Origin of the sequence: Muribacter muris, assembly GCF_001038205.1 — a bacterium.
GTDB classification, from domain to species: Bacteria; Pseudomonadota; Gammaproteobacteria; order Enterobacterales; family Pasteurellaceae; genus Muribacter; species Muribacter muris.
In genome coordinates this window covers 1-12,515 of record NZ_JWIZ01000006.1, presented here as the reverse complement: position 1 = coordinate 12,515, position 12,515 = coordinate 1, and the positions used below count along the sequence as shown (strand labels likewise).

General features: G+C 45.8%; 8 protein-coding genes, 1 tRNA gene and 1 pseudogene. 5 read left to right on the top strand and 5 right to left on the bottom strand.

The genetic code is table 11. From position 1 onward, the window contains the following. Positions 1–287: 287 nt before the first annotated feature. Positions 288–2,045, bottom strand: coding sequence for a gamma-glutamyltransferase (ggt, locus tag RO21_RS01360; protein WP_047976010.1), 1,758 nt, complete (start codon positions 2,043–2,045; stop codon positions 288–290). Between the two features lie 349 nt (positions 2,046–2,394). Between ggt and rimO the strand changes: the two genes are divergently transcribed. Next, positions 2,395–3,726 carry a 30S ribosomal protein S12 methylthiotransferase RimO gene (gene rimO, locus RO21_RS01355; RefSeq protein WP_047976009.1) on the top strand — a complete coding sequence of 444 codons (1,332 nt, stop codon included), beginning with the start codon at positions 2,395–2,397 and terminating at the stop codon, positions 3,724–3,726. A 287-nt stretch (positions 3,727–4,013) separates the two neighbouring features. Here the strand turns inward: rimO and RO21_RS13310 are convergent. Next, positions 4,014–4,390, bottom strand: a pseudogene (locus RO21_RS13310) (IS1595 family transposase); the annotation flags it as partial. Positions 4,391–4,526: 136 nt separating this feature from the next. Between RO21_RS13310 and RO21_RS01350 the strand changes: the two are divergent. The 3 genes from RO21_RS01350 to RO21_RS01340 all read left to right on the top strand — a co-directional run bounded on the left by RO21_RS01350 (position 4,527) and on the right by RO21_RS01340 (position 8,146). Then, positions 4,527–5,624 carry a sugar diacid recognition domain-containing protein gene (locus RO21_RS01350; RefSeq protein WP_047976008.1) on the top strand — a complete coding sequence of 366 codons (1,098 nt, stop codon included), beginning with the start codon at positions 4,527–4,529 and terminating at the stop codon, positions 5,622–5,624. Between the two features lie 115 nt (positions 5,625–5,739). Further along, entirely contained in the window at positions 5,740–7,002 is a 1,263-nt protein-coding gene (locus RO21_RS01345; protein ID WP_047976007.1) for a GntP family permease, read from the top strand. Positions 7,003–7,012: 10 nt separating this feature from the next. Continuing rightward, the gene (locus RO21_RS01340; protein WP_047976006.1) at positions 7,013–8,146 is read left to right on the top strand and encodes a glycerate kinase; all 1,134 of its coding nucleotides are present in this window, start codon (positions 7,013–7,015) and stop codon (positions 8,144–8,146) included. Positions 8,147–8,460: 314 nt separating this feature from the next. Here the strand turns inward: RO21_RS01340 and RO21_RS01335 are convergent, their stop codons facing one another. Continuing rightward, positions 8,461–9,408 carry a hypothetical protein gene (locus tag RO21_RS01335; protein ID WP_047976005.1) on the bottom strand — a complete coding sequence of 316 codons (948 nt, stop codon included), beginning with the start codon at positions 9,406–9,408 and terminating at the stop codon, positions 8,461–8,463. A gap of 149 nt (positions 9,409–9,557) precedes the next feature. Continuing rightward, complete coding sequence (locus RO21_RS01330; RefSeq protein ID WP_047976004.1) at positions 9,558–10,880, bottom strand: anaerobic C4-dicarboxylate transporter; 1,323 nt, start codon at positions 10,878–10,880, stop codon at positions 9,558–9,560. A 154-nt stretch (positions 10,881–11,034) separates the two neighbouring features. Between RO21_RS01330 and dapF the strand changes: the two genes are divergently transcribed. Then, positions 11,035–11,859, top strand: coding sequence for a diaminopimelate epimerase (gene dapF, locus RO21_RS01325; RefSeq protein WP_047976003.1), 825 nt, complete (start codon positions 11,035–11,037; stop codon positions 11,857–11,859). Positions 11,860–12,120: 261 nt separating this feature from the next. Here dapF and RO21_RS01320 read toward each other — a convergent pair. Next, a tRNA-Asn gene (locus RO21_RS01320) sits at positions 12,121–12,196 on the bottom strand. Positions 12,197–12,515: the final 319 nt, after the last annotated feature.

The following is a 12,515-nucleotide window of genomic DNA, read 5'->3' as shown; positions in this document are numbered from 1 at the left end:
GTATTATGTAGCAAATGCACAAAAATAGAAATTTTAACAGAATGTAGGGACACACTGCGTGTGTCCTTTATAAAAATCAAATGATTTCAATAGGTTAAATCCGGATACACGCAGTGTGTCCCTACAAGCGAACAAAAAACAACTTTGTGCAACTACTACATAATATTGTTAAACCACCATTCAAACGAGCAAAACCGCAATCTTACATTGTAAAAATATGTCAAATCCAACCGCTTGTTGTGAAATAAAAAGAGAGGCGATCTAGTCGAACACCTCTCTTTGCCATTCTAAAACCCCGATGTTTTACCGTCAGGATTTCTCGGATCCGAGTAGCCGTAAAAACCGCCGTCCCTTGCTTGAATAATTTGCACCCGCCCCATTGGTGCTTTGAGCTTAATGTGATGCCCTTTCGCCTTAAGAATTGCTAAAGTGTCGGGGCTAATGCCTTCCTCAATCCGCAGCTCATCCGGCAACCATTGGTGATGAATACGGGGAGAAATAATCGCTTCCGCCGGATTCATTTGATGATCAATCGTATTGGAAATGCTTTGTAAAACGGTCGTAATAATTCTCGCCCCACCCGGACTGCCGGTAACTAACCAAGGCTTATTCTCTTTTAGCACCAAGGTGGGAGTCATTGAGGATAGCGGTCGTTTTTTCGCTTCAATCGCATTGGCATCACCGCCAATCAATCCGAACGCATTCGCTACGCCCGGTTTGGCGGAAAAGTCATCCATTTCATTATTCAATAAAATACCCGTTCCCTCCGCCACAATGCCACTACCAAAATTAAGATTTAACGTGTAAGTTACCGCAACGGCATTGCCCAATTTATCCATTACAGAATAATGTGTGGTTTGATCACTCTCATAAGGCTGCGGCTGACCGGCTTTAATGTCGGCGGCACTTCGCGCTTTATCCTCACTAATGTGGCTAATCAAAGAAGTGGCGTAGCCCTTTGAGGTTAATCCTTTCACCGGGATATTGACAAAATCGGGATCGCCGAGATACTCCGCTCGATCGGCGTAGGCTAATTTCATTGTTTCCGCCAGCAAGTGGATAGTTTTGGCACTGTTCGCCCCAAAATCGCCCAATGGATAGTTTTCCAACATATTAAACATTTGCACTAAATGCACTCCGCCTGAGCTTGGCGGCGGCATCGTAACAATTTTATAGCCACGATAATGACCTTCAATCGGTTGACGGATAACGGCTTGGTAGCCTTTCATATCTTCAAGGCTAATCAGCCCATTATGTCGCTGCATTTCTTGCACGATTTTATGGGCAATTTCTCCCTCATAAAAGGCTTTTGCGCCCTGCTTGGCAATCTGTTTCAATGAATGAGCCAGATCTTTTTGTACCAATAATTCCCCCTCAGCCAGCGGTTGATCGTTTTTAAAGAAAATCTTGCGACTACTTTGCCATTTTCCTAAGGTATCGGCTTCCGTACGCAGCAAATTCGCCAACGTCCGACTTACCGGAAAGCCCTCTTCCGCCAGTTTAATTGCCGGTTCAAGCACTTTGTCTAAAGGCAGCGTTCCCCATTTTTTCAATGCCAGCTCCATTCCTGCCACCGTTCCCGGCACACCGACAGCAAAATGGCTAAATAACGATTTGCCGTCAATCACATTACCTTGCGCATCAAGATACATATCCCGGCTTGCTTTTAGCGGTGCCATTTCACGAAAATCAATAGCCACATTTTGCCCGCTTTGCCCGTGATGCAGCACCATAAAGCCGCCGCCCCCGATATTCCCCGCATTAGGTAACACGACGGCGAGCGCAAATCCCACAGCAACAGCCGCATCGACCGCATTTCCTCCCTGTTTCAAAATATCCACACCAACCTGTGTTGCCAGTGCCTGTTCAGTAGCCACCATTCCATTTTCAGCATAAACTGGGTGGAAAATATCCGTACTGCTATCATAACGTGCCGCCGCATTGGCGGTCAGAGAGCCTTGCGCCGTTGCCGAGAATGTCGCACTTGTCAGTGCCACAGCAAGACATCCAGCTAACAAACGCTGTTTAAATGTTGTGTTCTGCATTATGTTCTCCCCATTATTCGTAGAAATCTCGTTCACCACATTAGCCCGTTCCGCTCCTTAAATCAACTTTAAATTAACAATTATTTAACAAAAATCTATTTTCTGTCGGATAACACGCAAATCAGCATTATGTTGCCAATATACAAATGTATAAAACCTCAGCCCCACATTGCAAAAATCCCACCAAATGCGACCGCTTGTGCTTGGTTATTTTCTCTTGCGCTGAAAAATCGTGGTGTTTTCTCGCCTTTTGTCCACAAATTTTGTACAATATTAAGTCTTTTTTGCCTGTGAAATGCTCACGGGTCTCTTTTGATTTGATTATCTATTTATTTTTATTGAGTTTTTTATGAGTGCAACGCCAAATATCGGCTTTATCAGTTTGGGCTGCCCCAAAAATTTAGTGGATTCGGAACGCATTTTGACGGAGTTACGTTCGGACGGTTATAACATTATCCCAAGCTATGAGGGGGCGGATTTGGTGATCGTCAACACCTGTGGGTTTATTGACAGTGCCGTGCAAGAATCCCTTGAATCCATCGGGGAGGCGTTGGAAGCCAATGGTAAGGTGATTGTAACCGGCTGTTTGGGGGCAAAAGAAGATCAAATTCGAGAAGTTCACCCGAAAGTCTTGGAAATCACCGGTCCGCACAGCTATGAAGCGGTAATGAAACACGTGCATAAATATGTACCGAAGCCGGCATATAATCCCTATGTCAGCCTTGTGCCGAAACAGGGGGTGAAGCTCACGCCGAAACATTACGCTTATTTAAAAATTTCGGAAGGGTGCGATCACCGCTGCACATTTTGCATTATTCCGTCTATGCGGGGAGATTTGGATAGCCGTTCTATTGTCCAAGTGTTAGATGAAGCGAAACGTTTAGTCGATGCTGGTGTCAAAGAAATTTTGGTTGTGTCGCAAGACACCTCTGCCTATGCGTTGGACAAAAAACGCAGCGAGGGTGCTAAAACGGTCTTTTGGAACGGTATGCCGATCAAAAATGATTTGCTGACGTTGTGCGAAAAATTAGGCTCGCTTGGGGTATGGGTGCGATTGCATTATGTGTATCCTTATCCGCACGTTGACGATTTAATTCCGTTGATGGCACAGGGCAAAATTCTGCCGTATTTGGATATTCCGTTACAGCACGCCAGCCCGAAAATTCTCAAGGCAATGAAACGTCCCGGCTCAATCGAACGGACATTGGAGCGGATTAAAAAATGGCGGGAAATTTGCCCGGATTTAACACTGCGTTCAACGTTTATTGTCGGTTTTCCGGGCGAGACCGAACAAGATTTCCAATTATTATTGGATTTCTTACAAGAGGCTCAGCTTGATCGGGTCGGTTGCTTTAAATTCAGTCCGGTCGAAGGGGCGGTGGCAACCGAAATGGCGGATCAAGTGCCGGAGGAAGTGAAAGAAGAACGCTTCCACCGCTTTATGCAACTGCAGCAGCAAATTTCAGCACAGCGGTTGCAACAAAAAATCGGCAAAACCTTAGCGGTGATTGTCGATGAAATTGATGATGATGGAATTATCGGACGTTCAATGGCGGACGCTCCGGAGATTGACGGTGTTGTATATGTGGACAACACCTCAAAAGCGGAAATTGCGATTGGTCAGATCATTTCCGTAACGATTACCCACTCAGATGAATACGATCTGTGGGGAACTTGTTGATTTTAAGGAACGCTTATGTCAGAAAATAAACAACCTAGTGTCATTCGTTTTGAAAATGCGGTATGCTTGTACTAATGTGTAGCAGCGGATTATTAGTAGTAATACAATAAACACATTAAGAAGCTTAAATATCCAACTGCAGAAATAGACAACAAAAGTCAATTCACTAGATATTCAAATACTATAATAGTAGCTTTGTGTTTTTTCCCAAAAAATAAGCTTTCTAAATAGTACCTGTAATAAAAAATAAAGGGCTAAGTAGATTAGCCCCAAATTTCACACCTTTTATTAATACGTTCGTGATAAAATTCACTAACATCAAACGCATCATAACTTCGATAGGTATCGATATACCCCCAACTACCAGCCTTAATTTTCCTTTTAATACAGTGCTCTTAGTATTCTCAACATCGTTTTAATAGCCTAAAAACTTCGACCTTTCCTTGCCATCCCTCTTTTTCACCGATAACTATCAAAATATCTCTCATCCAACTCAATTTATCCCTCAAAAACATAATCCGTTTTAAGGGATCTATGATTGTCAATAACTTAGCAAATTTTATGGTAAAATAACCGAGTTAGGCTAAATACCGAGACTTTCTAAACAAAATTCAAATCGTCTTTTTTATATCGATTTCTTTAAATTACAATGAGTTATTTTTATAGATCAATATAACCGCTAATCAACTTCAACTGCTAAAATAAGATTATTCATAAAATATTAACAGCAATCGTTCTACTAGAATTAACCATCTCCCCTAAGTCATTTATATTATTCAAAAGAGAGAAAGGGAAACACAATGAAACTCAACACTCAAATCGCGCAGCAGATTGTCAAACGCACAATGGGGATTATTCAGCGATCGGTCAATGTAATGGATGAAGAAGGGGTGATTATTGCCTCCGGCGATCCTGCCCGCCTCAACCAAAAGCATACCGGTGCGGTAATTGCGTTACGCCAAAATCGTGTGGTGGAAGTCGATGACGAACTGGCTCGTCAATGGCAGTTTGAAGCACGAGCCGGCATCAATCTCCCAATTCACTATTTGGGTAAAAACTGGGGCGTTGTCGGCATTTCCGGCGAGCCGAAACAGGTACGAGCCTATGCCGAGTTGGTCAAAATGACGGCGGAACTGATTATTGAGCAACATATTCTACTCGAAAAAGCCCATTGGCAGCGCCGTTATAAAGAAGAATTTATTTTGCAGCTGCTCAAAGGTACGCTCAATCCGGCTGAATATGCAAAGCAAGCCGCTTTTTTTGACTTTGATTTGTCCTTACCCCGTGCGGTCATTATTATTCAACTCTCGCAGGCAACTGCCGAACAGTTGCAGGAGCGGGTCGGCTACCTTGAACAAACCTATCCCCAACAAGAGATCGCTATTCTCGCCTTGGATCAGATCGTCATTCTCAATCCCCTAACCGAGATGACACATTTTGAACCGACCAAACTCTTTGCCGAACAGGTCAGCCCGCACAGCTATAAAGTGGCGGTCGGCGCAATGCAACCGGGGCAATCCTTGCATTTCGCCTATAAGACGGCATTAGCCACCCTGCGTTACGGGATAAAACAGTGTCCGAGAAAATGCAGTTACTTTTTTCATCACGCCCGCCTACCGATTTTATTACACGAACTGGCAGAGACTTGGCAGGCAAAAGAGGCAATTAAACCGACCGAGGTGCTATATCAAAAACCGGAAAATGCAACATTAACCAAGACCCTCACCCACTATTTTTTAGCAAATTGTGATCCGGTTCACACTGCCGAACTGCTCTTTATCCACCCGAATACTCTACGCTACCGTTTGGCGAAAATCGAGCAGCTCACCGGCTTATCTTTCAATCGGATAGACGAAAAATGTATGCTCTACCTCAGCACTCTTTGGCAGAAACCATAGTTGAAAATCACAAAAAATCTGCCGAAACCGACCGCTTTTTTGGTCGTTTAAACAAAGATTTCTCCCCTCGCTCACGGGATAATATCGCTATCTAGCCATTAGGGGAGAATAAACGATGACAACTATTTCCGCACTAGGCGCATTGGTGGCACTGATAGTCGCCATTACGCTGATCCTGAAGAAAGTTTCACCCGCCTATGGAATGATGGTCGGTGCATTAGTCGGCGGTTTAATCGGCGGGGCAAGTCTCACCGAAACCGTCAGTCTAATGATTGGCGGCGCACAAGGGATTACCACTGCCGTGATGCGTATTCTCGCCGCCGGTGTGTTAGCCGGCGTGTTGATTGAATCCGGTGCTGCCAACACTATTGCCGAAACGATTGTGAAAAAACTGGGCGAAACGAGAGCATTACTGGCATTGATTTTAGCCACAATGCTGCTGACAATGGTCGGCGTATTTATTGATGTCGCGGTGATCACCGTAGCGCCGATTGCCCTTGCACTCGCCAAACGGGGCAATCTGTCCAAAATGGCGATTTTGTTAGCAATGATCGGCGGCGGCAAAGCGGGCAATTTGATGTCGCCTAACCCGAATGCCATTGCAGCGGCGGATACTTTCCAAATCCCGCTCACCTCCGTGATGTTTGCCGGCATTATTCCGGCGATCTTCGGTATCACTCTCACCTATCTTTTGGCGAAAACCCTGATCAATAAAGGCACAAAGGTAAGCGATGCCGACACTACTGCCGTTGCCGCTCATCAGCTACCGTCGTTCTTTCCTGCCATCAGTGCACCGCTTTGTGCCATTTCACTGCTTACACTGCGTCCGCTGTGCAACATTATTATCGATCCGCTCATTGCTCTGCCGTTAGGAGCGCTAGTTGGTGCTACTGCAATGGGCAAATTCAAACAAGCCAACCACTATGCGATTGTCGGCTTAACCAAAATGGCGCCGGTCGCCATTATGTTACTCGGTACGGGTACATTAGCAGGCGTTATCGCCCATTCTGGCTTAAAAGATCTCTTAATTGAAAACTTAACCCAATCCGGCTTACCGTCCCACCTGCTTGCCCCGATTTCAGGAATGTTGATGTCGCTGGCGACCGCCTCAACCACCGCCGGAACAGCCGTTGCGGCGAACGTGTTCAGCAGTACCCTGATTGAATTAGGTATCAGCAGCCTTGCCGGTGCGGCAATGATTCACGCCGGCGCAACGGTATTCGACCACCTACCGCACGGCTCGTTCTTCCACGCGACCGGCGGCAGTGTCAATATGGACATCAAAGAGCGACTAAAACTGATCCCTTATGAAACCGCGGTCGGCTTTGTGATGGCGGTAGTCTCCACCCTAATTTTCGGCGTATTTCAATTCATTTAAGGAGTTTAAAATGAAGATTGTAATTGCCCCCGATTCATTTAAAGAAAGTTTAACCGCCCTTGAAGTCGCACAGGCGATCGAAACCGGCTTTGCCAAAATCTTCCCCAATGCCCGCTATATTAAAGTGCCGATGGCAGACGGCGGCGAAGGCACGGTGCAATCCTTAGTCGATGCCAGCGGAGGAACATTGCAAAAAATCACGGTGATCGCCCCGCTTGCTAACCCTGTCTGTGCAACATTCGGACTTTCGGGCGACTGCAAAACCGCTATTATTGAAATGGCAGCCGCCTCCGGCTTGCATTTAGTACCCAATGCGCAACGCAACCCATTGAAAACCACCAGCTACGGCACAGGCGAGTTGATTAAAGCCGCATTGGATTTGGGCGTATCCGAGATTATTTTGGGTATCGGCGGCAGTGCCACCAACGACGGCGGGGTCGGAATGCTCCAAGCACTCGGCGCAAAATTTCATAACAAGCAAGGGCGGGATATCGGTTTTGGCGGTGCGCAGTTGCTCGACATTGAACAGATCGATCTAAGTGGTTTAGATCCCCGTTTACACCAAGTTAATATTGACGTTGCCTGCGATGTGGATAACCCGCTTTGCGGTGAGCGGGGCGCGGCGGCGGTTTTTGCTCCCCAAAAAGGCGCAACACCACAAATGGTCAGCCTATTGGATCAGGCACTTGCCCATTTTGCTGAGAGGGTCAAAACCCTGCTAGGTAAGGATATTCAGACGCCGGCAGGGGCAGGAGCGGCGGGCGGAATGGGCGGAGGCGTATTGCTCCTACCAAATGCACAATTAAAAGCCGGTGTAGAGATCGTCCTCAATGCCACCCGTCTTGCCGAACATCTGCAAGATGCCGATTTAGTCATCACCGGCGAGGGCAGAATGGACGCTCAAACCATTCACGGCAAAACCCCGATTGGCGTAGCGAAGTTAGCCAAGCAATTCAATAAGCCTGTCATTGCGATTGTCGGCTGCCTGCAAGAAGATTACGAAGTGGTTTACCCACAAGGTATTGATGCCGTCTTCCCGATTATCCGACAACTGGACAATCTCGACAACACATTGAAACACGCCAGAGAAAATCTCATCTCTACCGCTCAAAACGTGGCAAGGGTGTGGAAGTTGGCGAAATAGATATATTATAAAACAGAGGGAAGCAACACTTCCCTATTTCGTACTATTTTATAGATTTTTATGCCTTTTCAGCCAATTTTGCATAAACTCGATTTCTGTTTTCTGTGCATCTCATTCATTCCCGTTATCAGCTCTTATTGTATTTAAGTAAACAGTAATCTGTCTTGATGTTGATGAACACTGCTCGCTATCACCAAAGCTACCACTGCAAGTCTAAAAATGCCCCCTTTTTTTCATTTCATACACTTTGTTGCCAATTAACTAAAGATGCTATTTTATTTCCAAAGAATGAAAGGTGGGTTTGTATCTCCCCACTAAAAAATTGCCTCTAGCCGTAAGAATGCGCCGAGGTGATGTTTTCGATCTTCTTTTTTACTGTTGTAGAAATGCACTTCCGGTTGAATAAATAACCATTCACGCAAAATCGGTTGTCGCCAGTTAATAAATGGGCCATAAGTGTCGAGAGAGAATTTTTTATCGTCTAACTCGCCGCCAATCAAAATCCCATAGTTCAGTTGTTTATAGCCGGCAAAATTATGTTGGCGGTAGAGACTGTTGCCCCAAAGAATGTCTTCGTCAATATCGTTGGTGTATTGGAGAAAGGTATGATTGGTAATAAAACGTTGGTCGTTTTCAGTGAGTTTATTTTCTAAATTAGTGCGCAGATAATGTTTGCTATTGATGCCGTAGCGATAAATTTGCTCTAAGCGGGTGGAGTAGGTGTCGTTATAGTGCCAAGTTTTACTCGCCCTTGCCCGCAGGAATACATCAGCGCCAGAGCGTACACCCAAATCAAGGTCGGTTTTAATCCCCAGATTTTTAATGCCGTTTGACCAGCGTAACGCAAGGGAGGCATTGTCCTCTCGGGTTTGGCGTTTATCGTATTTTTTATCGCCCTGTAAGGCTTCTCGATAATTCCGGTGTAGTTGCTGTTTATCACGAGCTTGGTTATCCAAATCCTCGTCACCAAATACCACGCTCAAATGCTGCTTTAATGCCGGCAGTTTGATTTTGCCACGCACTCTCGGTTTAATTGAATAGCCGTCATAACGATTCCACTCGTTATCCAACATAATGCGTAAATTTGCCGAGGCAGGTTTGTTTGGGTCGGGCGTGCCAATCCAGCCGTCAAGATTATGCGACCAGCGGGATAAGCGACTTTTCAAAGCTGCGTGTTGCTCGTCCACCCAATTTTGTTCATCGTTTGCCGCCGATGCCGTGTGAGCCATCAAGCATAAAGCGAGTAATGTGATGCGTTTCATTGACTATTCCTCCTTCAAAGCTACTGCGTCATATTACGCCAATTTAGCTCAATCGCCAAAAACAAGCGGTCGATTTCGGCAAATTTTTTGTAAAGCACCATTTGTACTTTGTATTATTTGCCAAGAAACCGACCGCTTGTCAGGCATTGTTAGAGTAGCAGATCCGCAAACAGTAAACCAAAGCCGATGCTAAACGCCATACTCAATAAGCCCGGCAACATAAAGCTATGGTTGAAGATGTATTTGCCGATACGGGTTGTGCCGGTGGTGTCGAAATCGATCGAGGCGATAATCGGGCCGTAGTTCGGAATGAAGAAATAACCGTTCACCGCTACAAATACCCCGATTAAGATCGGAGCGGGAATGCCTAACGCCACACCGAGCGGGAATAATGTCGCCACCGTTGCACCTTGGCTGTTTACCAATACCGATAACACAAATAAAGCGAAAGCAAACGCCCAAGGGGCAGTTTCGACAAGGCTTGAAACCATTGCTTTCACTTCCACCATATGCGCAGACATTAGTGTATCGCCCAGCCACGCAATACCGAAGATGGCAATCACGGCACGCATACCGGCGTGGAATACCGAGCCTTGGGTTACCGCGTTACCGTTCGGTTTACAAATCAACATAATCAACGCACCGACTGCGAGCATTACGATTTCAATCGTGTGTGCCATCCCCATCTCTTTGCCGTTAAATTGCGGACGAAGCTCCGGTATTGCCCCCATCAGCACCACCAAGAGCGAGCCAAAGAGGAATAAGCCGACCGACACTTTCGCCGTTGGGCTAATCACAATATCCGCCGGATTGGTATTCGCGTGGTTCTCTTTCACATAGGTCGGATCTTGTAGCAGGCGTTGATAGTGCGGATCGTCTTTTAACTCTTTACCCATTTTATTGACAATCACACAGGCACAAAGCAAGCCTAAAAAGGTTGCCGGCATTGTTACTTTTAACACATCGCCCAAATGAATCCCTTGCGGTTCTAAGTAATTAACCACTGCTACTACCGCTGCGGCAATCGGGCTGGCGACAATCGCAAATTGCGAGGCTATCACCGCCATCGAAAGCGGACGCTCCGGGCGAATACCGTTATGGCGGCTCACTTCCGCAATCACGGGCAGTACCGAGTAGGCAACGTGCCCCGTCCCCGCTAGTACGGTAAACGTCCAAGTTACAATCGGCGCAATAAAGGTGATATATTTCGGGTTCTTACGCAGAATAGCTGTCGCAATTTTGATCATATAATCCAAACCGCCCGAAGCTTGCATTGCCGCTGCCGCAGAAACAACAGCCATAATCATCAGCATTACATCAAGGGGCAATCCCGCCGGCGCCAAACCGAAGCCAAATGATAATATTGCCAAACCGACACCGCCCATTACCCCTAAGCCGATGCCGCCAATGCGTGCACCGACTAAAATGCAGAGTAATACGACAGCAAATTGAATCAGAAACATTGTGGACATAATTTGCTCCATTGTCATTTTAACAGAATGCCCCCATACTATGCTTTGTTGTATTGAGAGCGGATACCTTCTAGAAAGGGCGAGCAATATAGCAATAAATAACGGGAATCTCTATAATCCAAATCAAGAAAAAAATGAATTTAGAGGAAGGAATATGCAATTCTCAAAAATGCACGGACTAGGCAACGATTTTATGGTGATCGACGGGGTTACTCAAAATGTTTACTTAACCGAAGAGGTGATCCGCAAACTTGCCGACCGCCACCGAGGAGTAGGCTTCGACCAATTACTCTTGGTAGAGCCGCCCTACGATCCCGATTTAGACTTTCACTACCGCATTTTCAACGCAGACGGCAGTGAAGTCTCCCAGTGCGGCAACGGCGCACGCTGCTTTGCCCGTTTTGTTACGCTAAAAGGGCTGACGAATAAGCAGCATATTCACGTCAGCACCGCCAAAGGCAAAATGGTATTGAGCCTAAAAGATAACGAGCAAATTCGGGTTAATATGGGCGAGCCAATTTGGGAGCCAGCACAAATCCCCTTTACCGCCAATAAATTTGAGAAAAACTATATTCTAAGAACGCCGATTCAAACGGTGCTGTGCGGTGTTGTTTCAATGGGTAATCCTCACTGCGTCTTGCAAGTGGAAAATGTCGAAAAAGCCAATGTGAATGAATTAGGTGCATTACTTGAACGGCACGAACGTTTTCCGGAACGGGCAAATATCGGCTTTATACAAGTACTTAACCGCAATCACATCAAATTACGCGTATTCGAACGTGGTGCCGGCGAAACCCAAGCCTGCGGCAGCGGAGCGTGCGGAGCGGTTGCGGTCGGCATTATGCAAGGGGTATTAGATAGCACTGTGCGGGTTGATCTCCCCGGCGGTACGCTTAATATTGAATGGCAAGGGGTTGGTTCGCCGCTGTTTATGACCGGCGATGCCGTGCATATTTATGACGGTTTTATTCACTTATAAAAAAAGCGGCGTAAAAATGCCGCATAAGTATGACGATTGAGGGATCATTATTATTTTTCGCTGCGTATCATAGCCCGATTTTTATGTTTACGCCATCAAAGATTTGCATAATTATGCAAAAATAAGACATAGATCACAGATTTCAACTATCACGCAAGCGCGTCGGATTTTCCCAATATCTGACCGCTTGTTCTTTACTTTATTACGGCATTACTATCAAAAGTGAAAACCCCGCTGATTTCTCAGCGGGGCTTCTTAATATGGCTCCTCCTGCGGGACTCGAACCTGCGACATATGGATTAACAGTCCACCGTTCTACCGACTGAACTAAGGAGGAAAAGAGTTTGCAATTTAAGTGGTGCCTCGAGGCGGAATCGAACCACCGACACGGGAATTTTCAACCCTCTGCGTAACATATTTACAAATAAAATTGTTAAAGATCTTGCTACAAAACCACTCGCTCAAATACCCAACCGATACACTACGATTGATTTGCCCAGTAACAGATCAATACTGTACTCGATCTTACACAAATTTTAAGGTTTGTAAAGGCTGGATTGTCAATGATCTTCCAAAATTGAACCACAAAGATCCTTTAAAAGTGTTCCACTTTTATTATTTCTTAATTACGATGTTTAAATCGATAAGATTCATTA

Bases quoted from the DNA above. Each gene is read 5' to 3' on its own strand.
- ggt (WP_047976010.1), bottom strand. From the start codon at position 2,045: ATGCAGAACACAACATTTAAACAGCGTTTGTTAGCTGGATGTCTTGCT.
- rimO (WP_047976009.1), top strand. From the start codon at position 2,395: ATGAGTGCAACGCCAAATATCGGCTTTATCAGTTTGGGCTGCCCCAAA.
- RO21_RS01350 (WP_047976008.1), top strand. From the start codon at position 4,527: ATGAAACTCAACACTCAAATCGCGCAGCAGATTGTCAAACGCACAATG.
- RO21_RS01345 (WP_047976007.1), top strand. From the start codon at position 5,740: ATGACAACTATTTCCGCACTAGGCGCATTGGTGGCACTGATAGTCGCC.
- RO21_RS01340 (WP_047976006.1), top strand. From the start codon at position 7,013: ATGAAGATTGTAATTGCCCCCGATTCATTTAAAGAAAGTTTAACCGCC.
- RO21_RS01335 (WP_047976005.1), bottom strand. From the start codon at position 9,408: ATGAAACGCATCACATTACTCGCTTTATGCTTGATGGCTCACACGGCA.
- RO21_RS01330 (WP_047976004.1), bottom strand. From the start codon at position 10,880: ATGTCCACAATGTTTCTGATTCAATTTGCTGTCGTATTACTCTGCATT.
- dapF (WP_047976003.1), top strand. From the start codon at position 11,035: ATGCAATTCTCAAAAATGCACGGACTAGGCAACGATTTTATGGTGATC.